The organism is Shewanella sp. 10N.7, assembly GCF_020806285.1.
GTDB lineage: Bacteria > Pseudomonadota > Gammaproteobacteria > Enterobacterales > Shewanellaceae > Shewanella > Shewanella electrodiphila.
The window spans coordinates 33,365-57,537 of sequence record NZ_JAJGZS010000018.1 but is presented as its reverse complement, the minus strand read 5'-3'; the positions used below and the strand labels follow the sequence as shown (position 1 = coordinate 57,537).

Annotated in this window: 23 protein-coding genes; 20 read left to right on the top strand and 3 right to left on the bottom strand. The window is 43.0% G+C overall.

The window, feature by feature from the left end; translation table 11 throughout:
* Positions 1–198: 198 nt before the first annotated feature.
* Positions 199–1,059, top strand: a complete 861-nt coding sequence (locus tag LMH66_RS12640) for a mechanosensitive ion channel family protein (RefSeq protein WP_102526812.1) — start codon at positions 199–201, stop codon at positions 1,057–1,059.
* Positions 1,060–1,174: 115 nt separating this feature from the next.
* On the opposite strand, the gene yjjG is transcribed toward LMH66_RS12640, so the two are convergent.
* From yjjG to LMH66_RS12625, 3 genes are all read right to left on the bottom strand, one after another.
* Positions 1,175–1,855: a pyrimidine 5'-nucleotidase gene (yjjG, locus tag LMH66_RS12635; RefSeq protein ID WP_229370462.1), complete on the bottom strand. Its 681-nt coding sequence runs from the start codon at positions 1,853–1,855 to the stop codon at positions 1,175–1,177.
* A gap of 115 nt (positions 1,856–1,970) precedes the next feature.
* Positions 1,971–3,038 carry a phosphotransferase enzyme family protein gene (locus tag LMH66_RS12630; protein WP_102526871.1) on the bottom strand — a complete coding sequence of 356 codons (1,068 nt, stop codon included), beginning with the start codon at positions 3,036–3,038 and terminating at the stop codon, positions 1,971–1,973.
* 127 nt (positions 3,039–3,165) lie between these two features.
* Complete coding sequence (locus tag LMH66_RS12625; protein WP_229370461.1) at positions 3,166–4,404, bottom strand: hypothetical protein; 1,239 nt, start codon at positions 4,402–4,404, stop codon at positions 3,166–3,168.
* Between the two features lie 341 nt (positions 4,405–4,745).
* Between LMH66_RS12625 and gmk the strand changes: the two genes are divergently transcribed.
* The 19 genes from gmk (at position 4,746) to LMH66_RS12530 (ending at position 24,170) form a co-directional block, all read left to right on the top strand.
* Positions 4,746–5,369, top strand: a complete 624-nt coding sequence (gene gmk, locus LMH66_RS12620) for a guanylate kinase (protein ID WP_229370460.1) — start codon at positions 4,746–4,748, stop codon at positions 5,367–5,369.
* A 60-nt stretch (positions 5,370–5,429) separates the two neighbouring features.
* Complete coding sequence (rpoZ, locus tag LMH66_RS12615; protein ID WP_055025248.1) at positions 5,430–5,708, top strand: DNA-directed RNA polymerase subunit omega; 279 nt, start codon at positions 5,430–5,432, stop codon at positions 5,706–5,708.
* 13 nt (positions 5,709–5,721) lie between these two features.
* Positions 5,722–7,836, top strand: coding sequence for a bifunctional GTP diphosphokinase/guanosine-3',5'-bis pyrophosphate 3'-pyrophosphohydrolase (gene spoT, locus LMH66_RS12610; protein WP_229370459.1), 2,115 nt, complete (start codon positions 5,722–5,724; stop codon positions 7,834–7,836).
* Between the two features lie 93 nt (positions 7,837–7,929).
* On the top strand, positions 7,930–8,313 hold the full coding sequence (locus LMH66_RS12605) for a RidA family protein (protein ID WP_229370458.1): 384 nt from the start codon (positions 7,930–7,932) through the stop codon (positions 8,311–8,313).
* Between the two features lie 396 nt (positions 8,314–8,709).
* The gene (locus tag LMH66_RS12600; protein ID WP_229370457.1) at positions 8,710–10,365 is read left to right on the top strand and encodes an AMP-binding protein; all 1,656 of its coding nucleotides are present in this window, start codon (positions 8,710–8,712) and stop codon (positions 10,363–10,365) included.
* Positions 10,366–10,541: 176 nt separating this feature from the next.
* Positions 10,542–11,468, top strand: a complete 927-nt coding sequence (locus LMH66_RS12595) for a calcium/sodium antiporter (protein ID WP_229370456.1) — start codon at positions 10,542–10,544, stop codon at positions 11,466–11,468.
* 244 nt (positions 11,469–11,712) lie between these two features.
* Entirely contained in the window at positions 11,713–12,399 is a 687-nt protein-coding gene (locus LMH66_RS12590; protein WP_229370455.1) for a tetratricopeptide repeat protein, read from the top strand.
* Between the two features lie 135 nt (positions 12,400–12,534).
* Positions 12,535–13,707, top strand: a complete 1,173-nt coding sequence (locus LMH66_RS12585; protein WP_324295177.1) for a sensor histidine kinase — start codon at positions 12,535–12,537, stop codon at positions 13,705–13,707.
* Positions 13,704–14,327: a response regulator transcription factor gene (locus LMH66_RS12580; protein ID WP_102526804.1), complete on the top strand. Its 624-nt coding sequence runs from the start codon at positions 13,704–13,706 to the stop codon at positions 14,325–14,327. The genes LMH66_RS12585 and LMH66_RS12580 overlap by 4 nt, the downstream gene beginning before the upstream one ends.
* 222 nt (positions 14,328–14,549) lie before the next feature.
* Positions 14,550–16,625 (top strand): ATP-dependent DNA helicase RecG, encoded by a 2,076-nt coding sequence (gene recG, locus LMH66_RS12575; protein WP_229370454.1) that lies wholly within the window; start codon positions 14,550–14,552, stop codon positions 16,623–16,625.
* A gap of 152 nt (positions 16,626–16,777) precedes the next feature.
* Complete coding sequence (locus LMH66_RS12570) at positions 16,778–17,644, top strand: DUF3014 domain-containing protein (RefSeq protein WP_102526802.1); 867 nt, start codon at positions 16,778–16,780, stop codon at positions 17,642–17,644.
* 265 nt (positions 17,645–17,909) lie between these two features.
* A complete protein-coding gene (locus LMH66_RS12565) occupies positions 17,910–18,677 on the top strand; it encodes a beta-ketoacyl synthase chain length factor (protein ID WP_229370453.1) in 768 nt (255 codons plus the stop codon).
* A 3-nt stretch (positions 18,678–18,680) separates the two neighbouring features.
* Complete coding sequence (locus LMH66_RS12560) at positions 18,681–19,532, top strand: lysophospholipid acyltransferase family protein (protein ID WP_229370451.1); 852 nt, start codon at positions 18,681–18,683, stop codon at positions 19,530–19,532.
* Between the two features lie 28 nt (positions 19,533–19,560).
* A complete protein-coding gene (locus tag LMH66_RS12555; RefSeq protein WP_102526799.1) occupies positions 19,561–19,815 on the top strand; it encodes a phosphopantetheine-binding protein in 255 nt (84 codons plus the stop codon).
* A gap of 8 nt (positions 19,816–19,823) precedes the next feature.
* Positions 19,824–20,072 carry an acyl carrier protein gene (locus LMH66_RS12550; RefSeq protein WP_102526798.1) on the top strand — a complete coding sequence of 83 codons (249 nt, stop codon included), beginning with the start codon at positions 19,824–19,826 and terminating at the stop codon, positions 20,070–20,072.
* Positions 20,072–20,623: a hypothetical protein gene (locus LMH66_RS12545; RefSeq protein ID WP_102526797.1), complete on the top strand. Its 552-nt coding sequence runs from the start codon at positions 20,072–20,074 to the stop codon at positions 20,621–20,623. The genes LMH66_RS12550 and LMH66_RS12545 overlap by 1 nt, the downstream gene beginning before the upstream one ends.
* Positions 20,616–21,983: an AMP-binding protein gene (locus LMH66_RS12540; RefSeq protein WP_229370449.1), complete on the top strand. Its 1,368-nt coding sequence runs from the start codon at positions 20,616–20,618 to the stop codon at positions 21,981–21,983. The genes LMH66_RS12545 and LMH66_RS12540 overlap by 8 nt, the downstream gene beginning before the upstream one ends.
* On the top strand, positions 21,976–22,365 hold the full coding sequence (locus LMH66_RS12535) for a thioester dehydrase (RefSeq protein WP_102526868.1): 390 nt from the start codon (positions 21,976–21,978) through the stop codon (positions 22,363–22,365). Before LMH66_RS12540 ends, LMH66_RS12535 begins: the two co-directional genes overlap by 8 nt.
* Positions 22,362–24,170: a glycosyltransferase family 2 protein gene (locus tag LMH66_RS12530; RefSeq protein ID WP_229370448.1), complete on the top strand. Its 1,809-nt coding sequence runs from the start codon at positions 22,362–22,364 to the stop codon at positions 24,168–24,170. The genes LMH66_RS12535 and LMH66_RS12530 overlap by 4 nt, the downstream gene beginning before the upstream one ends.
* Positions 24,171–24,173: the final 3 nt, after the last annotated feature.

The following is a 24,173-nucleotide window of genomic DNA, read 5'->3' as shown; positions in this document are numbered from 1 at the left end:
AATTAAGTTGAAGCCGCGCACCTTTTCAGTCTGCGTGGTTTCAACTTTTAAGCTTCAAAACCTTTCCCAATCCCCCCAAAAAAAATTGACTCTTTTAAAATAAAAAACACTGGTCAAAGCTGACTTAGTCTATAGCTATGATAAAGTGAGTTATCTAGCAGGTTTTGTCGTTAAGTTGCCGTTTTTTAAGAGGGTGTTGTGGAAGAACTGAATATCGTCATCGACTTTTTAGCAACCTATAAGTTGTTTGTAACCGTATTAATCATCCTATTACTGTCGATGCTTAAACGCTTTGTGGTGTCTAAAATTCGCGGTGATATTGCGTTTGTCAGTGAAGGGCAACGTAAATGGATGTCACGAACGAAAAATGGCACTTTTATCTTAATTGTCATGATCCTGTTTTTATTGTGGCAAACCGAAATCAATAAATTTGCCCTGTCAGTGACTGCAATTGCGATTGCCTTTGTGGTGGCATCTAAAGAAATTATCTTATGTTTTACTGGCTCGATTCAGCGGGCGAGTTCTCGCTCATTTGTGATTGGGGATTGGATTGAAGTGGGTAAGCTTTGTGGTGAGGTCATTGAGCACAACTTAATGGCAACGGTGATCCAAGAAATCGATTTGCACCATGGCCAGTATCACTACACGGGTAAAACAGTCACCTTCCCTAACAGCATGTTTTTTAGCTATGCGGTGAAAAACCTCAATTTCATGAAGCGTTATGTTTACCATAGCTTTACGATTACTGTGGTTGAGTTTGTAAATCTGTACCCTTTATTTCCAGCGTTAACCAGCAAGATTGAAGCGCATTGTGAAGACTTTTTAGAAGTGGCAACCCGCTATAACAATATTATCGAAAGACATGCTGGCGTTGACTTACCAGGACCTGAGCCACACATTCATATCCATAGTGGACCTGCGGGTGAACAAATGGTGCATATTATGATTTTTTGCCCAACAGAGCGCGCAACCCATTTAGAACAACACATTAGAGAAGACTTTATGATTGCTTATCATGAAGCATTTCCTAAAGCGGCTGACGCTATTACTTTGAGCTAATTCTTTGAGCTAGTACTTTGAGCTAATAGTTCGAGCTAATAGTTCTAGCTAACGATTTACCAAAAAGAAGCCACTCAATCGAGTGGCTTCTTTTTATGCTAAACAGACGAGCAGCCTACTTCACAGCATGCAACTCATCATGCAGTTGATGCAAATCTTTCACTTCAAAAGTAGGAGTAATCCCATCAACGGTCTCTTTGCCGTGATGATTAAGCCAGCAAGTATCGATACCTGCATTCACGCCACCTAAAATATCGGAATGTAAGTTATCACCTACCATCAAAACGGTATTTTTATCTGGGTTACCCATGAGCTCAAAGGTATGCTCGAAAATGCTCACATCGGGTTTCGCTTTGCCAAATTGCTCTGAAATCACCACATGTTCAAATGAAGACTTAAAGCCTGTGCGCTCTAGGCGTACATTTTGTAGTTCAGTCAAACCATTAGTGATAATGCCCAGTGTCGCTTTACCTTCTAAACTTGATACCAGTTTTTTTGCACCAGGTAAGGGCTGACAAATGTCTGCCATGGCAGCTAAAAAGTCACTGTTCAAGCGCTTAGTGGTAACCCCAAGTTTTTCAGACCAATGTAAAAAACGCGTATGTTGTAATTGCGCTGCATCGATCAAGCCTTGTTGATAATCGACCCAGAGTTGTTTGTTTACCGACTGATAAAAAGCAAAATCATTGTTATCAAAGTCGATATCAAAACGGGAAAACATGAGTTTTAAGCCAGCAAAAATATCGAAATCAAACAAGGTTTCGTCTGCGTCAAACAATATCCATTGGTACTTCATTGCTTACTCTTTATGTTTTTAAATAAGGAAGATTTAAATAATCGAAATCGCCAATTTAATCAAGATTTTTTAACCAACAAGACCTTTATTAAATTAGGCGCTTATTCAAAAAGTCTTATTCAAAAAATGCCTTAAGTGACGACTCTTGTGCAACTAAACTTTTGAATACGGTAAGCTGGTTAGCTGCGCGATCTAGGTTATGACCTTCGCGATGAATACCAAAGTACACGTCACCATTTAAATGGTCGGCTAAAAAGCGAGAACCCAACATGAGAGCCATCACTTTAATGCCTAACCAAAGGCTGCGCTTTTCAAGCGGGGTGAGAATATCTGCCAATTGCTCGGTATAGGCTTCACAAGCCGCTTTGATAATTTCTGGTCGTGCAATGACTTTATCAAGCGCTGTTGAGTCTTCTTCCTCTGGCGAGCAAAACGCGCGCACCATGTCACCAAAGTCATACATTAAGTAGCCTTTCATGCAGGTGTCGATATCGATGACTGCCATGCTCGACATATCACGCTTATCAAACAGCATATTGTTGATTTTGGTGTCGTTATGGCAAATACGAAGTGGCAGCTGACTTTCCACGTGCTTAAGCTCATCAAACAAGCTTTGCTGCGACAAGACAAGCTCTGCCCATTCGCGGCAATCAACCAATCGTGCTGACTTATCATCTGCTATTGCTTGTTTAAGCTGAGTAATACGCTGCGGGAGATTTAAAAAATTAGGAATAACATCATTTAGGCTATTAGCATCTAAATCACTTAATGCATGGGCGAAATGCCCAAAGGCACTAGCGGCCATTTTGGCTTCTGCTTGATTAGTTACGACTTCAATAGTGTGGCTGTTAGCTAAATAGCTGATGGCGCGCCAAAATCCTTTATCGCCTAAATCGGCAGATAAGCGACCGTCTTTTAGCACTACCGGAGAAATCACATCGAGCTGATACTCACCATTGTTGGCTTTTTGAATGAGGTGATGGCTGACTTTAGCGGCATTTTCGATTAACACTTCAGGCTCAGTAAACACTGTAGTATTAATTTTTTGTAGCACTATCTGGCCTGTTGCCCATCTTACTAAGTAAGTTTGGTTAATATGGCCATTGCCTAACGGCGAAATACTCGCATGTTCATCATTAATTCCATACAAAGGCAAAATCGTTTGCCTAATAAACTCAACCACCCAACTCTCCATATCTTTTCATTGCGAGCGAGACAGTTTAATACGATTGATATAAACCACAACACTTACTTACAAAGACATTTACTCGCGAATTAACACCGTTTAGTGTAATTCGCGATGTTTTCTATCATAAACCTTTAATGTATTTCTCAAAGGCAGGTTGACTTGATAGCGTGGCTTGGCTGCCTTTCAAGCTAAAGTTATAGCCACATAATTTAAAGCTGCCGCGCATGGCGACATTATTAATAATGCGGCTATTATCTAATGGTGAGAATCTGGCTTCTGTGCCACTGTCAGCCATTAAATCGACCTGCATTGGCCTAAACTTGCTGCCATCATTAAAGGTCATTTCAGCACAGCGCTTATCACCTTTTGCGGTATCAAGTCGCCAAATAGATTGTGCGTCGCCTTCGTCGCCTAACCAGCGAAGTACTAATACTTCATCTTCAAGAATTAACCAAAAACCATCGGGTAATTTAACCCTTGTGGTGTCGTTAATGGCAACGGGCGCTTCAATCGGGGCTGTTTCTAATGGTGCTTGCTCTACTTCTTCGCCGGTAAATAGCAAACTGATCAAATAGATAATAATGCTTATTGCTAGGACAACGCCTAAGCCTTTAGCGACCATTATCAACATTTTTTGATTGCCCTGCGCCCAAATCAGCCAAGATTTAAGTAATTCAGACAATGAACCAGACTCTAGTGCACCGCGATCAACCCGATAACTTGGTTTGTCATCTGCGCCGTATTGGGATTCACTATCTTCAGGTATTTCACTATGGTTTGCTGCCGTTGGCGTTTCTTTATATACGGTTTCTTGTTGGTAACCTGGCTCATATCCATGCTCTTCATCGTAAAAGCTGGCGTCACTTCCACTGTCAACGTCCTCAGTATTAAAGCTACTTTGGTTTTGCTCACCAATGGTTGGCTCTCTTCTTCGGCGTGCGTGCCCATGGCCTGCATCATCTTTGTTATGCGGGCCGTTATAGCCTTGCACATAGACTGTTTTACGTTGATTCGTTTTAGAATCAGCAAACCAACCAAACCCAGCAGCCACCGCTACGCCAAGTATAAACAGCACACTGGATACAACCGCGGGAAAACTAAGGCTTAACGATAAACTAAAGAGTAATAATAAGGTCACAGGCACAGCGACAAGAGAGCTAGGTTTAGCGGCGTCTCGTAAACGGCGTAAACAGCTTAGGGCACAAACAGGTAACGCAATGACAGCTGCGATTAAGGTCACAACGGTATTGGCAAATAATAGCGAGATGAGTAATACCAACACTAAACAACTTATTTGAATAGCGATAGCTCTTAGGCCGTTGTCTCGACCTTGACGACAAAATAAGGATGCGAATGACACAAGAAATCCTAATATCTAAAAAATGATCTGTTGGCAGACTAAACAATTTCACCGCCAAAGTCAGTGAAACCACCAAAAAATGGCTTAAAAAATTCTAAAAATGTCAATTTGAACCTAAATCGGCTCGAAAGCTTAATCAGTCTGCTTTTTAATTAAGGTTAATTTCAGTCTATCTGGGGGTTAAGCGCATGCCACAAAGGCGTTAGCAAACAATGGCGCTGCATTAAATCTGTTTTTTCAAAGCTCAGATTTGTGCACTTTTATCCGTCACGTATCTCGCAAATTTTATCGCTTTGAGTATAATACTCGCCCTGATAAATAATCTGGTTGGAAATTGCACTATGAGCGCTCGTGGAAATCTATTTATTGTGTCTGCCCCAAGTGGCGCCGGTAAGTCTTCACTTATCTCTGCATTACTAAAAGATAAACCTAGCGACATGCAAGTGTCTGTGTCACACACCACCCGTAAACCGCGTCCAGGTGAAGTTAATGGTCAACATTATCACTTTGTTTCGGTTGAAGAATTTAAAGCACTTATCGCTGATGAAGCTTTTTTTGAATGGGCGGAAGTGTTTGGTAATTACTACGGCACATCCCGCACGGTTATTGAACAAACATTAGCGAACGGTATTGATGTATTTTTAGATATTGATTGGCAAGGCGCCGAACAAGCTAAAAAATTGATGCCTGACGCGATTGGGGTATTTATTTTACCTCCTTCTAGAGCTGAACTTGAACGTCGCCTAACTGGTCGCGGTCAAGACAGTCAAGAAGTCATCGATGGACGTATGGCTGAAGCCGTATCAGAAATGTCACACTATAAAGATGCAGATTATATTATTGTTAATGATGATTTTGACGTCGCTTTAGGCGATCTTTGCGCGATCATTCGCAGTCAAAGATCAACCTGTGCTAGTCAGATCCATACTCACAATGATATGATAAACGATCTGTTGGCAGATTAATTGTCATAGTGTACAATTTTGCGTCATTTTTTCCCATATATAACACTGGAGTTTCACCACATGGCTCGCGTAACTGTAGAAGACGCCGTAGAACAAATCGGCAACCGTTTTGATATGATCCTGGTTGCAGCGCGTCGTGCACGCCAAATCGCTGTGCAAGGTAAAGACCCAATGGTAGAAGAGATGAATGATAAGCCAACGGTTATCGCTTTACGCGAAATCGAATTAGGCTTAGTCACCTCTAACACTTTAGACGCTGATGAGCGTCAAACTGTTCGCGAACGTGAAGCCGCTGAAATTGCTGCAGTAGCTGCAATTGCTGAAGGCCGTACGCTTTAAGGAGTAGCGCCACTTGTATCTGTTTGAAGGTCTAAAGGAGTCTGCGTCAGGTTATTTAGAACCCGCGCAAGTAGAGTTACTCAAGCAGGCGTACATTGTTGCGCGTGATGCCCATGAAGGGCAAATGCGCACAAGTGGCGAGCCTTATATTACTCATCCCGTTGCGGTTGCCCGCATCGTGGCTGACATGCGTCTTGATCACGAGACATTAATGGCAGCCCTGCTCCATGACACCATCGAAGACACCCCAGTTACCAAAGAAGAACTCACTGAGTTATTCGGCGTTACTGTGGCTGAACTTGTCGAAGGCGTGTCAAAGCTCGACAAAATTAAGTTCCGCGATAAAAAAGAAGCCCAAGCTGAAAACTTTCGCAAGATGATGATGGCAATGACGCAGGATATCCGCGTTATTCTAATCAAACTTGCTGATAGAACGCATAACATGCGCACTTTGGGTGCGTTACGTCCTGACAAACGTCGTCGTATCGCCCGCGAAACCTTAGAAATTTATGCTCCGATCGCCAACCGTCTTGGTATTCATAATATCAAAAGCGAGTTAGAGGATTTAGGTTTCCAAGCCTATTATCCAATGCGTTATCGTGTGCTTAAAGAAGTCGTCAAAGCAGCCCGTGGTAATAGAAAAGAACTGATTAATAGTATTGAAGGTGCTATTACGACTCGTCTTGAAGATGCCGGCATTAAAGGCACCGTCAAAGGTCGTGAGAAAAACCTTTATTCCATCTATCGTAAGATGAGTAATAAAGAACTGCAGTTTCAAGAAGTCATGGACATCTATGCGTTCAGAGTCATGGTCGATACCATTGATACCTGTTACCGCGTGTTAGGTGCCATGCATGGTCTTTATAAGCCACATCCTGGCCGCTTTAAAGATTATATTGCCATACCTAAAGCCAATGGTTACCAATCATTGCATACCTCATTATTTGGCCCTCATGCGGTTCCTGTTGAAGTACAAATTCGTACTGAAGAAATGGATCTCATGGCGGATAAAGGGGTTGCTGCTCACTGGATGTATAAGAGCGGCACCAATAGTTCACAACAAAGTACCACTCAAATTCGCGCCCATAAGTGGATGCAAAGCTTGCTGGAGCTGCAACAAAGTGCCAGCAGTTCGTTTGAGTTTGTGGAAAACGTTAAGACCGAACTATTCCCAGAAGAAATTTACGTCTTCACCCCAGAAGGCCGTATTTTAGAATTACCGGTTAACTCAACTGCAGTCGATTTTGCTTACGAAGTCCACACCGATGTAGGTAATACCTGTGTTGGCGCACGCGTTAACCGTCAAGCATATCCGTTAAGTCAGCCATTAATCTCAGGTCAAACCGTTGAGATTATTACTGCTAAAGGCGCTCGCCCGAATGCGGCGTGGCTAAACTTTGTGGTGACCGGTAAAGCCCGCGGCAAAATACGCCAAGTGTTAAAGAGCTTAACCAGTGATGATGCAGTTGCACTCGGTAAACGCCTATTGAATCACGCTTTGGGTGAAACCAAGCTTGATAGCATTGACCCTGAACAACTCAATAAAGTGATTTCAGAAACCAAGCATGACGACTTAGCGTCATTGCTGGCTGATATCGGTTTAGGCAACGCCATGAGTATTGTGATTGCTCAGCGCTTGTTAGGTCAAAAGCTGACGACAACCGATAAAGATGACGACACTGAAGAGCACTTGATGCCAATCCGTGGCGCTGAAGGTATGTTAGTGACCTTTGCTAACTGTTGTCGCCCTATTCCAGGTGATGCGGTTGTTGCCCACGTAAGTCCAGGTAAAGGCTTAGTGGTCCACATGGAAAACTGCGCCAATATCCGTGGTTACCAAGGTGAGCCTGACAAGTATATTCCAGTGCATTGGGATAACGTCGAAGGCGAAACTTACCAAGCAAATCTTCGTGTTGAGATTGTTAACCATCAAGGCGCTTTGGCTAAAATTACCAATATCATCGCAGCTGCAGGCTCAAATATTCATAACTTGAGCACTGAAGAACGCGATGGGCGAGTTTATTTAATTAACCTGCGTATCTCGGTCGACGACCGTGTTCACCTCGCCAATGTAATGCGCCGTATTCGTGTATTACCGGAAGTCTTGCGTACCTCACGTAATCGCTAGTAAGATTAAAGCAACTACCTAAGCTGAATGATTCTTTTATAAAATTCAGGCTTAGGTTTGCTTGCATCTAATTTAAATTACCCAGAGGGCGTCATGGCAGAAAAAATCATTATCGCAACTGATAAAGCTCCACAAGCAATTGGCACATATTCTCAAGCAGTAAAAGTAGGTAGCACTGTTTACCTGTCTGGCCAAATTCCACTTGTACCAAGCACCATGAAAATGGTTAGCGATGACTTTTCAGAACAAGTCGTTCAAGTATTTGAAAACTTAACAGCTGTTACCGAAGCGGCTGGCGGCAGCATGGCTGATATCGTTAAGCTAAATATCTTCCTGACTGACTTATCTCACTTTGCCACGGTAAATGAAATCATGGCACGATACTTCACTCAACCTTACCCAGCACGTGCTGCTATTGGCGTAAAACAACTGCCAAAAGACTCTTTAGTCGAAATGGATGGAATAATGGAGATCTAGGTCACAAACCGACTTTTCCACTACAGGCGCCTATTGGCGCCTTTTTTATTAGAGTTATTACTCGATGTCGGTTCACTTTTCAGCAAAACCTGCTAGTTTATTAGTCGTAATTGCCTAAATTTTATAGGTTATCGTTTGCGCAGGTATCTTTATAAAGCCATACTGATACCGATCGTATTGAATATCTTATCGTTCACTGGGGGCTGATCAAGGTACGCTTTTTAGTTTTAACATTCAGTATTGGCTATTCGCTTTTACTGCATAAAACTAATCTATAGCGAATTGAGACTGGTCTGAACTGATTAGATATTCAATAGGATTACAATAGATTATTGCGTTAATGACATTGAAATATGTACGTCCTACATTAAAACAAAAACGAACACGGAATTGTCGATGGAAAATCTAATGAAAACACCAGTAGAAATGTTATCGCACTGGGTTGAGACTCAAGGCGACGAAGTATACTTACGTCAACCAATTAACGGTCAATACGTTGACTTTACATGGCGTGAAGTACAACAAAAAGTACAGCAAGTCGCAGGTGCACTGCGTCATTTAGGTTTAGAGCCTGGTGACAAAATCGCTGTACTCTCAAAAAACTGCGCAGAGTGGTTTATTACCGATTTAGCCTTAATGCACGGCGGCTATATCAGCGTGCCTATTTACCCTACCGCTAACGCTGAAACGATTCGTTATGTCCTTGAACATAGCGGTGCAAAAGCTATTTTCACCGGTAAGTTAGATTACTGGGCAGATCAAGAAGCCGGTGTCGGCGGCGAAATCCTACGTATTTCGATGCCATATGAAACTATGCCAGCTCAGTACCACTGGGAAAAGTTTGTTCAATTAGGCACGCCATTAGTAGACGCGCCTACTCCGTCAGCTGAAGATATGATGACCTTGATTTACACGTCAGGTTCAACAGGTAAGCCAAAAGGTGCCATGCAAACCTTTGGCAGCTACGGCTGGACTTGCGAAGCAGTGGTACGCGATTTAAAAACCAATACGGCTGATCGATTACTTTCTTACCTACCTTTAGCGCACATAACTGAACGTGTGGCGATTCAAGGTTCTTCTTTCTACTCAGGCTCTTCAGTGGCTTTTGTTGAAAGTTTAGACTCGTTTGTTGCCGATGTTCAGCGATGCAGACCAACGGTATTTTTCTCAGTGCCGCGTTTGTGGACGCTATTTCAGCTCAACATTATTAACAAAGCGGGTGAGTCTAAACTGAATTTCTTACTTAAGCTGCCAATTATTAGCAGTCTAGTTAAACGCAAAATTCAAAAAGGACTAGGCCTTGAGCATTGTCGTTTATTAGGTTCAGGCTCAGCACCTATTCCGCCAACTCAATTAGAGTGGTACAACAAAATCGGTATGAATATCTCAGAAGCTTGGGGCATGACCGAGAATTGTGCTTATTCCATTATTAACTTCCCATTTGATGCCACTAAAATCGGCACTGTAGGCCGCCCTGTTGAAGGTTGCCAAGTACGTCGTACTGACGATGGTGAATTAATGGTGAAAAGCCCTGGCTTAATGACGGGTTATTACAAACAAGAAGAAGCCACTAAAGCCTGTTTTGATGAAGACGGCTTTTTCCATACGGGTGATTTATGTGAAATCGATGAAGATGGCTACATTTCAATTACTGGCCGCGTTAAAGATAACTTCAAGACGTCTAAAGGTAAGTATGTGGCGCCAGTGCCAATTGAGCGTAAGTTAGCACAGGACTCTCATATTGAATTATTGTGTGTTATTGGTTCAGGTTTACCGCACCCTGTTGCCTTAGTGCAGTTATCAGAAGGTTCAGCTCTTCAGCCTCGCGAAGAAGTGCGCTCGTCACTCAAAGCAACGCTTGATAGCATCAACCCTAATCTTGAATCACACGAACATGTCGATGCCGTTGTGATAGTCAAAGAACCATGGACTGTTGAAAACGATGCACTAACGCCGACATTAAAAATTAAGCGTCATGTGCTTGAAAAGCAGTTTAGTGCCAAAGTTGATGGTGTACGCGGTGCTAAAGTGGTCTGGGAAGATGAACTGTAATTTCCTTGCGTAACCACGCCGATTTATAACACTTAAAAGCACACATCATTGTGTGCTTTTTTATTGGTTGAATTAATGAATTTTAATCACTCGATTGGATAAATTAGATTGCGTATTATTAAAAAATACCTATGCTTGCCATCCTTTTCGATTTAACCCATTTGTGAGCCTTGTTCATGTTAATTCTATTATCGATTATTGGTGGTTTTGTCATCCTAACTATTGGGGCTGAAGCCCTTGTGCGTGGTGCAAGTCAAATTGCCCTAAAGCTAGGACTAACCCCCTTAATTATCGGTTTGACTATTGTAGCCTTTGGTACCAGTGCACCAGAGCTTGCCGTGAGTGTAAAATCTGCACTGGCAGGCAATAGTGGTATAGCTTTAGGCAATGTGATTGGTTCAAACATTGCCAATATTGGCCTTATTTTAGGTATTACGGCATTAATACGCCCGATTAAAATTGAGTCACAAATGGTGCGCCGTGACATTCCTATTATGATTGCCGCATCACTGCTATTTTGGAGTTTGTTACTCGATGGCGGCTTAAGCTTTTGGGATGGAATGCTGCTGACCTGTTTATTAATCGGTTACCTGTCTTTTAGCTACCTAACCGCTGATAAACAAAGCAATGAAGATGGTTTAGCAGTTAATGCGCAAAGTAACTGGTTGTCGATAATCTTGATTATTATTGGTATTTCTATGCTTGTAGGTGGCGGTATTTTGTTTGTTGATGGCGCAGTAGCCATGGCTAAGTCATTTGGTATTAGTGAAGTTATTATTGGTTTAACTATCGTCGCTATTGGTACTAGCATGCCAGAATTAGTCACCTCCATTGTTGCGGCAATGAAAGGTGAAAGTGATATCGCCATTGGTAATGTGATTGGATCAAACCTATTTAATATTCTAGGTATATTAGGGGTTACCGCCTTGATCCATCCAATATTAAACAGCGAGATAAGCTCGATTGATTGGATAACGATGATCGCACTTGCCGTAGTATTGCTGCCATTTGCTTACACAGGTTTACGGATTGGTCGCCGTGAGGCTGTTGTATTAGTTCTCAGTTATCTTGCCTATATCGGCTACCTGATCGTACAAGTATAAGCCTGACAGGCTTAGAGGTTTATAAGCTTCACAATACCGTTAATGAACGCCAGCCTATTAACCCGATAGGCTGGCGTTTTTGTTAGTCATTGCTACCGCTTTTGCTTATCACTTGATATCGAATGTTTTCACTGATGACATTTGTCACCTCAAACTGATGACGTTTGTGCCTGCACAGTTTACGCCCATTCTTAGATACTAACTCCGAAGCAACAAACCTTTAATTGAATAAACGGAGTTAATCATGAAAACATTATTTATTACAGTCACCCTTTCATTAGTCAGCCAAAGTAGCATGGCAGATATTAGCGCAATTGATTCAGCAGCAAACGCGATGAACATAAATGAGCTTAAACAAATCAGCGAACAAAGCGTGGATTACGAACATGCTTACGCAGAATATCGCACCGCAATTACCGCGAATATTGTCGGACAGCGTGGCATGTTCAAGCGCTCATTAGATGAAGCTCAAACCACTCTCGAAAATATTCTTGGCCGTGAAGATGATGTTGAGTCAATGGCATTACTCGCATCAGTGTATGGCATGCAAATTTCAAATGATCCAACGAAGGGGCAAACATTGGGCATGAAAGCTGGCACTCTACTCGCACAAGCTGAGCAGATTGCCCCCAATAATCCTCGTATTGCATTGGTGAAAGCCATGAGTGCTTATTACACACCGACTCAATATGGCGGCGGTATGGATAAAGCAAAACAATATGCCTCTGTTGCTATCGAGCGCTTCCAAAGTCCATGTGATGACATTTGTTGGGGACACAGCGAAGCTTATACGTGGCGCGGACTTGCTCAGCAAGAGCTAGGTAATCAACAAGATGCCGAGCAAGACTGGCAGCAGGCTATCGATATTGACCCTAACTATAGCTGGGCTAATTTTTTACTTAATCCACCGACTTCAGCGCAGCAGTATTAATAAATCCCAGTATTCACACAACTTGAGTTACTTAAGCGGCTGACGAGTAACGTCAAACTGCTTGATAGTGTAAAACGAGCATACAGTTGCAGGTTTTTAATCTGCTACTGTATGCTAACTCAGCAAGGAGAGGTTATGAATCATCAACGATTAGCCCAGCAAATTGAGCAAGGAAAGGTTCACCAGAAAATGACCAACAGCGACACAATTCAACCTGAACGTGACTATAAGCAAAAAACCGCTTGGGTATACTTACTTAACTTGATTTTTTACTTCATCCCATTGTGGTTTATGCGGGACGACGTATTACGTATCAGCGTGAGTTTGTTGCTCCTAATCCCTTTTGTATACAGTTACTATTGGGCATTTAAAAGCGCCTCAGCTAAAGCCATTTACCCCATTGGGTTAATGCTACTTACCGCCAGTGTTGCAGCACCATTTACCAGTGGTGCCATTTCACTTTTCAGTTTTGCCGCCTTTTTTATTGGTTTTTTCTATTCGCTTCGCACCGCAGTATTCTGCTTTTTCATTTTATCTGGATGGTTGTGGACTCTGGATTTTCTGATTGGATTTGAAGCCTATTACTTCCCGCTCTATGGCATGCTCATCATGTTTGTCGTGGGATTACTTGGCGTGATTGAACACAACAGCGAGCGAGTGAGACGTCAGCAGCGTCAATCAAGCGATGAAATAGCCAGCCTCGCAACCGCGTTAGAACGAGAACGTATTGCCCGTGATTTACATGACATTATGGGTCACAACTTGTCGTCTATTGCCCTTAAAGCCCAGCTGGCTGAAAAATTAGTTGAAACAGGGAATTTACCTTTAGCCCAACAACACTTGAGTCAACTGGCCGATATTGCTCGTGAAAGCCTAAGCCAAATACGTCAGACGGTATCGGACTATAAACATAAAGGGCTAACCGATACGCTGCAGCAGTTAACGGGGTTATTGCGTGAACAAAGTATTGAAGTGCATCTCAAAGGGACATTACCCAAGATGCCTGCATTACATGAATCACAATTAGGGTTAATGTTCACCGAATTGGTCAATAATACAATTAAACATGGCAATGCCACTGAATGTGTATGGCAGTTCGCCCATGAAGATGAACAACTGAGCATTAGCTTTAGCGACAATGCATCGACTAAGGAGATCATTGAAGGCAACGGGCTTAAAGGAATCAGAGAACGAGTCGAGTTGTTATCAGGTGAGTTTAATTACACTACGGAAGAGGGTTATCGATTTATAATTTCTTTACCACTTTCAGCCCAACAAATAGCACAAAACAAGGACGTGGTTGAATGAGAATTTTACTGGCAGAAGATCAAGCTATGGTGCGTGGGGCACTTTCTGCATTGCTAACCCTGACAGACGATGCCGCACTCGGTAAGGTAGAAGTCACCGAAGCCGAAGATGGCGCCCAAGCGATGGCGTTATTAAAACAGCAGTCCTTTGATTTACTGCTCAGTGATATTGAGATGCCACAACATACGGGGCTCGAACTCGCACAATGGCTGCAGCAATATCAAGCTGACTCATCCCATAAAACTAAGATTATTATCCTGACAACCTTTGGCCGTGCGGGTTACATAAAGCGCGCACTAACCGCTGGGGTTGAAGGTTTTTTACTTAAAGATGCCCCAACCGAGAGCTTACTGTCAGCCATTAAGCAGGTGATGTCTGGTAAAAAGGTTATTGATCCCGAATTGGCGATCAGCGCAATTGGCGATATCGATCCACTCAATGATAAAGAGCGCAAAGCCTTAAGGCTTGCCAGCGAAGGCTTATCAACCAGTGATATTGCAGCACAATTATTTATTGCCGAAGGCACATTACGTAATTACCTGTCCGAAGCAATCAGTAAGCTAAATGCCACCAATCGCATTGATGCAGCGCGGATTGCTAAACAAAAAGGCTGGTTATAGAGTCGCTTAGCATAGAATCAGGTAATATTATTGCCTTGTTTTAAAACTCTGCTAAGATAAGCCATACATATGTATATATTTACAGTACTATTGTCCCTAGCATTGATTAACGCTGCAAAGTGAGTTGTATAACTCTTTGGATAACTCTCTTTGCCTGCTAAGCGCAAAATGAGATAAACCGTAAATAAAGTCGTTACCAGACACTATAAAGGCATTGTGGATTTGCAACCATTGGATCAGGTTCCTATAACCGACTTAAAAGGCGTCGCGAAAAAAGTCGCCGAAAAGCTCGAAAAACTGGGTATTAAAACAGTGCAAGATATACTGTTTCATTTGCCTATGCGCTATGAAGACCGCACCCAAATCTATCCTATTGCCAGTCTATATCCTGCCATGTACGGCACTGTTGAAGCTGAAATCGTTTCGACCCAAATCGTACCCGGTCGCAGACGTATGCTGACCTGCACCATAGCTGATGACAGCGGCATGCTGACTCTGCGCTTTTTCAACTTCTCAGTTGCCCAACGTAATGGCATGCAAAACGGCGCCATCATTCGTGCTTATGGCGAAATAAAACGTGGCAAACGTCACTTCGAGATCATTCATCCCGAATACAAAATCATCAAAGAAGGTGAAAACCCTGCTTTGAGTGATTCGCTTACGCCTATTTATCCATCCACTGAAGGCCTAAAGCAAGCCAGCTGGATTAAACTGACCGAACAAGCCTTAAATCAATTAACACAAGGTGGATTAACCGAGTTATTGCCTAGCGAGTTACAGCCCAATAATATGAGCATTGGCCGCGCGCTTCACCTCATTCATCGCCCCCCAAACGACATTGAACAGTCTGATTTAGAGCTTGGTATGCACCCAGCTCAGCAGCGCTTAGTGCAAGAAGAGTTACTGGCACATAACTTAAGCATGCTGAAACTACGTCAGCGTAATAACCTTGATAAGGCTGTGACCTTGCCCGCTACAGGTCAGTTGCTAAATCCATTTTTGAAAGCATTGCCATTTAAGCCGACAGGCGCACAACAACGAGTCGGCGCTGATATTAGCCGTGATATCGAACAACCCACCCCAATGATGCGTTTAGTGCAAGGGGATGTAGGCTCCGGAAAAACCTTAGTCGCGGCGCTCGCGGCGCTACAAGCAATAGAAAATGGCTACCAAGTCGCTATGATGGCGCCCACTGAATTGCTGGCAGAACAACACGCGGTTAACTTTGCTGCATGGTTTGAGCCACTGGGGCTAAAAATTGGCTGGCTTGCAGGAAAATTAAAAGGCAAAGCAAGAGCGCAATCGTTAGCGGACATCGCAGATGGCAGCGCGCAAATGGTGATTGGCACTCACGCCATTTTCCAAGAGCAAGTTAGCTTTAATAAACTCGCATTAATTATCATTGATGAGCAACACCGTTTTGGGGTGCATCAACGTTTAGGCTTGCGTGAAAAAGGCGTCAGCCAAGGTTTTCATCCTCATCAGTTAATTATGACGGCGACACCTATTCCCCGAACTCTCGCTATGACGGCTTACGCCGATTTAGAAACCTCGGTGATTGATGAGTTGCCACCAGGTCGAACGCCAGTATCTACTGTCGCCATCAGTGATAATCGCCGTGATCAAGTGATTGAGCGAGTGAAACAAGCTGCACTAAATGACAATCGACAAATTTATTGGGTCTGTACCTTAATTGAAGAGTCTGAAGTGCTCGAGTGCCAAGCCGCTGAAGATACAGCCGAAGAACTCAGTCATTTACTACCAGAGCTTAAAATAGGCCTAGTTCATGGGCGGATGAAAAGCGCTGAGAAGCAACAAATAATGGCCCAATTTAAAGCAGGTGAGCTACATTTATTAGTAGCAACCACTGTGATTGAAGTCGGTGTGGATGTGCCCAATGCCAGCTTAATGATTATCGAAAACCCTGAACGTTTAGGCTTAGCGCAACTACATCAGTTACGTGGTCGCGTGGGACGTGGCTCGATTGCCAGTCACTGTGTATTACTCTATAAAGCGCCTTTATCGCAAACGGCGACCAAACGTTTAGGGGTGTTACGCGAAACCAGTGATGGCTTTGTGATTGCACAAAAAGATTTAGAAATTCGTGGCCCAGGTGAAGTCCTAGGTACACGTCAAACAGGGCTCGCAGAGATGAAAATTGCCGACTTGGTCAGAGACCAGTATTTAATTGATAATACGCAAAAGTTAGCCGCACATGTCATGCAACAAGTCCCTGATAATGTTGATGGCATCATTCACCGTTGGTTAGGTGATCGCCAACAATACGTACAAGCATAAATTATTGTTAACCTAAGCTGTTATCACTAGACAAGTCTTAGGAATATTGCAGAATGAGATTTGAGCTTAAGGCTAAATAGTCTGATTTTAAGTTAGATAGACTTTATCCCGTGTTCAGTTCCACTTTCGACGTTTAAAGCTAAGGAATAGAAATGCAAGTCAATCAAGAAGACAGAGCGACACCACAATCAGATAAATCAAGTGGTAGCAATGCAGGCGTCATTGGGATCACGGTAGCCGTATTATTAGCGGGGGCGGGGTATTTCTATTTCACTTCAGAAAAGGAACCTGAAATCATTGAGCCTATCCCTGTTCAATTACCAGAACCTGTGCCAGAGCAGCCAATCGAGCAAGAGCCAATTGAAGAAGTGATTGTTGAACCTGAAATCATTGAGCCTGAAGTTATTCCTGCAGAACCTGAAGTGGTCGTTGAGCCTTTACCTGCACTGACTGAAAGCGATGATTTTGTGGAACAAAAAACCATTGCTATGGCTGATGGCATGAAAATCGAATCGATGATCCTTAAAAAGGATATCGCACGCCAATTTGTGGTCTTTGTCGATAACATGGCACAAGGCGAAGTCATTCACAAAGCTAGCCCATTAAAGGGCCCTAAAGACAACTTTAGCGTCAGTGAAATCACTAACAAAACTTACTTAAATCCAGACAGCTACCACCGTTACGATTTATATGCAGACATGATTGCAGGTATGAATGACGAGCAGCTTGTTAGTACCTTTGAAGAGTTATCGCCTTTGTTCAATGAAGCTTTTGAAGAGCTAGGCTACAGCGACATGAGCTTTGATGAACGCATGCTTGAAGCTTTCCAGATGATTTTAGCAGCGCCGATTATTGAAGACCCTATTGAGCTGTCATCTATCAGCGTGAATTATCAATTTGTTGACACTAAGCTTGAAGCCTTACCTAATGTGCAAAAGCTGATGGTCAGAATGGGCCCTGAAAACACCCGTAAAATCAAAACTGCCGTCAGAAAACTGCAGCAGCAACTGAGCAAATAACGAATAGCGTAACGCTATATCGTGAATGCTGGTTCCATATTTATTTGGAATTTTTGCATAGCTATGTGAGCTTGATAAAAATAGTGACATTCGTGTCGCTATTTTTATTTCTGCTCATTGCAAAAAGCTTCATTAAGTCGCAATTATTACGGTACAATTATTACGGTTCAGCCTGATAGTTGTTTTAGAGCAACGCATTAATAAATCAAAAGCACGGAAAATGTCACCCAGTTAGGGATAACGGGGTCATATCAGAGGCAAAATAGTGCAATTAGTATTTGATATCCTGTCGTGGGGTGCATGGTCTGTGGACTTTCAAGATAAAGAAAGCTGGACTCATTGGGATAAAAGCACCGCACCGTCATTAGACAAAAAAGATTCTCCTGCATTAGCCCATGTTCCTGCGATGCAGCGTCGCCGTTTTAGTCGTTTAACTAAAATGATGCTCTCTGCTGCCCATGATTGTCAGCCAGCCCAAGATTGCCGTAGTGTATTTTCCTCACGTCATGGTGAACTCACGCGCACCCTTGGCTTACTAGAAGATATTGTTGCTAAAGAAGCCTTATCTCCCCTCGCCTTTAGTCAGTCAGTACATAATACCGCCAGTGGGATATATGGCATCGTAACTGGCAATACTGCGCCTTCAACGTCAATTGCTGCAGGTGAAGAAACCTTATCTCAAGCCGTGATCGAAACTTATGCTCAGTTAACTGAAAACCCAGCTCCTGTATTATTAGTGTTTGGCGATGATCCGGTGCCTGCGGTTTATAATCAGTATACCCAAGAGAATGAACTACCATTAGCCATGGGTTTGTATTTAGCACCAGCAAATAATGGCCAACAACCCGCTATTGCCCAGCTGACATTAAGCTCTTCAAACGAACAAGCTATGGCAGATAACGTAAACGGCCAGAAAACATTAAGCTTTGCAGAGTTCATCAATGGCATCGCTTGCCAGAAATCACTATCAGGCCATATAAGTCAGTGGCACTGGCAGTTAACAGCCATTTCTGACTCTGTTGGGCGGTTGTAGTCAATGAGCCTAACTCATCAAGGTCACTTTAAGCATCCAAAGCCATTCCCATATTTAACAGGAATGGCCTATATCCCTCGCTGGATTGGTGGCGTGATGTGTTATGTGGTCTTTGGCATAGGAGGGTTATTAAGTTCATTAACCATTTTGCCTGTACTGCGTTTTTGGCCTGGCTCAAAACAGCAGCGTATCGCTAGAGTTCAAAAAGCGGTGCACTATATGTTTAAAGGTTTTGTGTGGATGCTAACCTTCACAGGGTTAATTAAAGTCAGCGCCCCAAATACCCAAGCATTAGCAGATGCCAAAGGCGTGATTGTTATTGCTAATCACCCAACATTAATCGATGTCGTGGTGCTAATAAGCCTTATCCCCAATGCAGGGTGCATTGTTAAACAATCGCTTTGGCGCAACCCATTTATGCGTGGTGTCTTATCATCAGCTGGTTATATTCCAAATCGCGGCGCAGAGTTACTACTGAAAGATTGCCAACAAGTGCTGAACGATAGCACCAACCTCATCATTTTTCCTGAAGGAACCCGCACTGTGGTTGGCACCCAAATCAACCCATTTGCTCGCGGCGCAGCAAACATTGCAATACGCACCCGCACAGATATCCTTCCTGTTTTGCTACATGTCGACGTAGCAGGACTCACTAAGCAACAACCTTGGTACGAACCGCCAAGACAAACAGTAAATATGTCTGTAGAAATTGGCGCAGCTTTTGACCAGCTAAGGTATGATATAAACCAAACTAGTGATGCAAAAATGGCTCGCGTACTGACCAGAGAGTTAGAGCAGCTTTATTCGCAGCAGATAACCGCACTACCGCCCTTATCTGCAACGACTAAGAAATAATTACAATCAAACAAATTAGAATATTAATATGAATCTACATAACGAAATTAAACAACTGATCATCGACTGCCTCGACTTAGAAGATGTCAGTATTGATGATATTGACACCGACGCACCACTTTTTGGTGAGGGACTGGGGTTAGACTCAATTGATGCGCTTGAATTAGGCTTAGCGATTAAAAAGCAATTCGACATCAAAATCGAAGCAAACTCTGATGCCACTAAAGCACACTTTTTCAGTGTGGCGAGTTTAGCTAGCTTTATCGAATCTCAACGTTCTTAGGAGTTATCATGAAAAATCGTGATCAAATCCTAGAGATGCTGACGCAAATATTAGTCGATGAGTTTGAAATCGAAGCTGAAGATATCAGCCTAGATGCTTCACTTTATGAGTCTTTAGATTTAGATAGCATTGATGCTGTTGATTTAGTGATTAAGCTACAGCAAATGACTGGCAAGAAGATTCAACCAGAGCAATTTAAAACTGTGCGCACAGTTGAAGATGTGGTCAATGCCATTGAAGGCTTAATGAAAGATTAATGGTGCTACTACTGCAAATCGTCACAGCCATCGTCATTATCTGTTACCCGTTAGCGGTTTACTTTGGCTTGCAGTACCTTCCACCAGGCACCATTGCGCTATTACTTTGCGCCATATTAATCGCACGCTTAGCGCTAAATAAACAGCAGTTAAAAACCATGGTGTTGCCCATACTGGTTGGTATTGGCTTAACTGCTGCCAGTTTTATTGCCAAACGTAATGACTGGCTACTGTATTACCCTGTAGTCATTAACATGACTATGCTGGGACTGTTTACTAGCTCGTTAATAAAAGGCCCAAGCATGATCGAACGCTTGGCCAAGTTAAAAGAGCCTGATTTACCAGATTCAGCCATTCCATATTTAAATAATGTTACTCGCCTTTGGTGCGGATTATTTATCATTAATGGATTAGCTGCATTTTATACTGCAGAGTTTGCCACATTGGAATTGTGGACACTTTATAATGGATTAATTGCCTATATCTTCATGGGTTTACTGCTCGGTGGAGAATGGATATATCGCAACTTTTGGTTGAAAAAACATGAATAACTTGCTGATAAATTGGCTTAATACTGGCCCTAAAACGCAACAATTGATTAGTTTCAATCATCATGACATCGTAACAGGCTCACTGTTTACAGCTCATGTTGCCCATCTATTCGAGCAACTCAATGCAAGCCCAATTAAGCGTTGGTTATTGGCCGCTGAAACCAGTGATTTATTTGCTGCTGGCATTTGCGCAGCGCTATTAGCAGGTAAACAAGTCATATTGCCGTCAAATACCCAGGGCGGCACATTAAACGAATTAAATCATGCTTTCGATGGCATCATTGCAGATCAGCCATTGTCTGAAGTTAAACACTTTATTCTATTAAAAAAAGAAATGGGCTTAGCCAATAAACCTTGGCCACAATCACCTCAAATCGGTGATTTAGTCCTATTCACCTCAGGCAGTAGTGGTGAACCTAAAGCGATTCAAAAATCCATTGAACAACTGGATGCCGAAGTCAGCGTACTGGAAAGTACTTTTGCGTCAAGATTACCCCAATGTAGTGTGGTATCAACGGTTTCTCACCAACATATTTACGGTTTACTGTTTAAAATCTTGTGGCCATTAGCTGCCAGCCGTCCCTTTTTAAGTGACTTAATTGAATACCCAGAAACCCTGAGTTATTACATCGCATTAATGCCAAACCTGTGTTTAGTCAGCAGTCCTGCGCAATTGTCACGATTACCTGAAGCCCTTGAGTTTGAGCAACAACAGCTTGCACCAAGCCTTATCTTCAGCTCTGGCGGTCCGTTAAGCTATGAAGCGTCGCAGCATATTCATACCTGTTATGGCCAATTTCCAATTGAAGTCTTTGGTAGCACTGAAACTGGCGGCGTTGCTTATCGTCGTCAAATGTCGCCAAACAGAACCTGGCTACCATTCAGTCAAATTGATATTGCCAGCAATCCAGAAGATGGCGCCTTAATGATCAAATCGCCATATTTAGCCTCTGATTCTGAGTGGCTAAAATGTGATGACAAAATTGAGCTTGCAGCCGACGGGCGTTTTACCTTGCTTCACCGTCTCGATCGTATCGTGAAAGTAGAAGAAAAACGCTTATCCTTGGCGCAGATGGAAGGCTTGCTATGCACTCACCCGTTTGTCAAAGAAGCTGCGGTGGTTCAATTAACAGAGCCAAGGATGATGCTAGGTGCAGCCATCACCTTAACAGAACAAGGTCTAGCACAACTGGATGAATCCGGTAAATTGAGTGTTAACAACCACCTTAAAAAACATTTACTTAGCGAGTTCGAACGAGTGACTTTACCTCGTCGTTGGCGCTACCCAGAAGCCTTACCTGTCAATGCACAAGGTAAGCGTATACAAACGGATTTATTGACAGTATTTAATGATGATTAAATCAGCTTTACCCCAAATAATCAGTCAGCAAACCACTGATGATGGCATCAGTTGGCAAATTTTTGTTGCCGCAGAACTGGATTACTTTAAAGGCCATTTTGAAGAGCAAGCAGTTTTACCTGGCGTAACCCAACTCGACTGGGCTATTCAATTAGGTTGTCAGGCATTTGGTTATCAGCCCGATGTTGCCAGCCTTGAAGTGCTTAAATTCCAGCAACTGATGCTGCCCGACAGCCAAGTGGAATTATTTATCAGCCATAACGCCGCAAAATCAAAACTCACTTTCAGCTACCGTGATGGTGAAAAACGCTATGCTTCTGGCCGTATTGCACTGACAGAAAATGCTGGTTCAAGCACTAGCAGCAAGGAGCGCCAATCATGAAATTGGCACTGATCATTCCCAATTATAATCATCAACAGGCCATCGCAGAGACCTTAGTGGCGTTAGCACCATTTGGCTTACCTTGCTATCTGATTAACGACGGTAGTAATGACGAGACTCGTTATTTATTACAATCGTTAGCGGATAAATATGACTGGGTGACGCTGTTAACTCACCCATTTAATCGTGGCAAAGGCGCTGCTGTGACGACTGGACTGCGTGCAGCCTTTGCCGATGGCTTTACTCATGCATTGCAAATCGACGCCGATGGTCAGCATTGCTTAGATGATATTCCTACTATGATTGCCGCCAGTGAAGCGGAGCCTCTTGCACTGATTTCTGGTAAACCTCAGTATGATGAATCTGTGCCTAAAGGCCGTTTATATGGTCGCTACATCACTCATTTTTGGGTATGGGTTGAAACCTTAAGTTTTGATATTCAAGATTCTATGTGTGGCTTTAGGGTTTACCCTTTAGCGGCAACTGAGCAACTCTTTCGCGAGCAAGCATTAGGTGAGCGAATGGATTTTGATATTGAAATCATGGTGAAACTGCACTGGCAAGGTGTACCAGTAACGCACATTCCAACCAAAGTGATTTACCCAGAAGATGGCATCAGCCACTTTCAGGGAGTTAAAGACAACATCCGTATTTCAGCCATGCACACTGGGTTGTTTTTCGGCATGTTAAAGCGCTTACCGAAAATACTTTCAAAAAAAAACGCTAATAAACATTGGTCTTCCATGGGAGAACGTGGCAGCTACTGGGGTATAAAGCTCATCGCCGACAGTTACCGTTTAGGCGGACATTGGCTGTGTAGAGCGATCATGTACCCAGTGATTTGTTACTTCTTCTTGACGGGTGTGACAGCTAGAAATGCTTCAATGGACTTTTTACGTCGAGTTAAACTCAAGCACCCACAACATGAACAGTTATCAGATCCTGTCACTTGGCGAGACAGCCTGAAACACTTTTTTGCCTTTGGTAATGCTGCATTAGACAGAATTGATGCTTGGTGCGATCGGATTAAACTCGCCCAAGTCGACTTTCCTGATAGGCATATCTTAGCTGACCAAGTTGAGTCAGGCCAAGGCGCGGTATTGTTAGTGTCTCACTTAGGTAATCTTGAACTCTGCCGAGCGATTTCTATCCACCAGCAGCAAGTTAAAGTGAATGTCATGGTGCTCACTAGCCATGCTGAAAACTTTAATAATGTCCTGAAGCAGCTTAACCCGAATAGTGGATTAAACCTTATTCAGGTTAACGAACTTGGCCCAAGTACAGCCATGTTATTGCAAGATAAAATTGCAGCAGGCGAATTGGTCGTGATAGCCGCAGATCGCACCTCATCAGATACTGCCGGTCGAGTGTTTTATCACGACTTTATTGATCAAAAAGCGGCATTTCCTCAAGGTCCATTTATCCTTGCAGGCCTGCTTGATTGTCCTGTTTACACCATGTTTTGTTTACAAGAGCAAGGTCGATACCGAGTTCATGTAGAACACTTGTCAGATAGTTTAAAAGGCCCACGAGCCGGACGTACTGAGCGTTTAGATGACGCGGCTTGTGAATATAGCCGCCGTCTTGAACATTTTGCTACCAGCCAACCGTTGCAGTGGTTTAATTTTTATGATTTTTGGCGTCGCGACGAAGACTCACAAAGAGTAAAGGCAGAACAAGCACCAACAACTGCTGAATCTGATTCATCGCATAGCAGTTCAACACAGAGCAGTTCAGCACAGAGCAGTTCAGTACAATCGGCTTCGTCACAGCACTCTTCACCTAACAATAAGCAGGAACAGTAATAC

Coding starts and splice junctions, on each gene's coding strand:
- yjjG (WP_229370462.1), bottom strand. CDS start 1,855: ATGAAGTACCAATGGATATTGTTTGACGCAGACGAAACCTTGTTTGAT.
- gmk (WP_229370460.1), top strand. CDS start 4,746: ATGAGCGCTCGTGGAAATCTATTTATTGTGTCTGCCCCAAGTGGCGCC.
- rpoZ (WP_055025248.1), top strand. CDS start 5,430: ATGGCTCGCGTAACTGTAGAAGACGCCGTAGAACAAATCGGCAACCGT.
- LMH66_RS12605 (WP_229370458.1), top strand. CDS start 7,930: ATGGCAGAAAAAATCATTATCGCAACTGATAAAGCTCCACAAGCAATT.
- LMH66_RS12600 (WP_229370457.1), top strand. CDS start 8,710: ATGGAAAATCTAATGAAAACACCAGTAGAAATGTTATCGCACTGGGTT.
- LMH66_RS12595 (WP_229370456.1), top strand. CDS start 10,542: ATGTTAATTCTATTATCGATTATTGGTGGTTTTGTCATCCTAACTATT.
- LMH66_RS12590 (WP_229370455.1), top strand. CDS start 11,713: ATGAAAACATTATTTATTACAGTCACCCTTTCATTAGTCAGCCAAAGT.
- LMH66_RS12585 (WP_324295177.1), top strand. CDS start 12,535: ATGAATCATCAACGATTAGCCCAGCAAATTGAGCAAGGAAAGGTTCAC.
- LMH66_RS12580 (WP_102526804.1), top strand. CDS start 13,704: ATGAGAATTTTACTGGCAGAAGATCAAGCTATGGTGCGTGGGGCACTT.
- LMH66_RS12570 (WP_102526802.1), top strand. CDS start 16,778: ATGCAAGTCAATCAAGAAGACAGAGCGACACCACAATCAGATAAATCA.
- LMH66_RS12560 (WP_229370451.1), top strand. CDS start 18,681: ATGAGCCTAACTCATCAAGGTCACTTTAAGCATCCAAAGCCATTCCCA.
- LMH66_RS12555 (WP_102526799.1), top strand. CDS start 19,561: ATGAATCTACATAACGAAATTAAACAACTGATCATCGACTGCCTCGAC.
- LMH66_RS12550 (WP_102526798.1), top strand. CDS start 19,824: ATGAAAAATCGTGATCAAATCCTAGAGATGCTGACGCAAATATTAGTC.
- LMH66_RS12545 (WP_102526797.1), top strand. CDS start 20,072: ATGGTGCTACTACTGCAAATCGTCACAGCCATCGTCATTATCTGTTAC.
- LMH66_RS12540 (WP_229370449.1), top strand. CDS start 20,616: ATGAATAACTTGCTGATAAATTGGCTTAATACTGGCCCTAAAACGCAA.
- LMH66_RS12535 (WP_102526868.1), top strand. CDS start 21,976: ATGATTAAATCAGCTTTACCCCAAATAATCAGTCAGCAAACCACTGAT.
- LMH66_RS12530 (WP_229370448.1), top strand. CDS start 22,362: ATGAAATTGGCACTGATCATTCCCAATTATAATCATCAACAGGCCATC.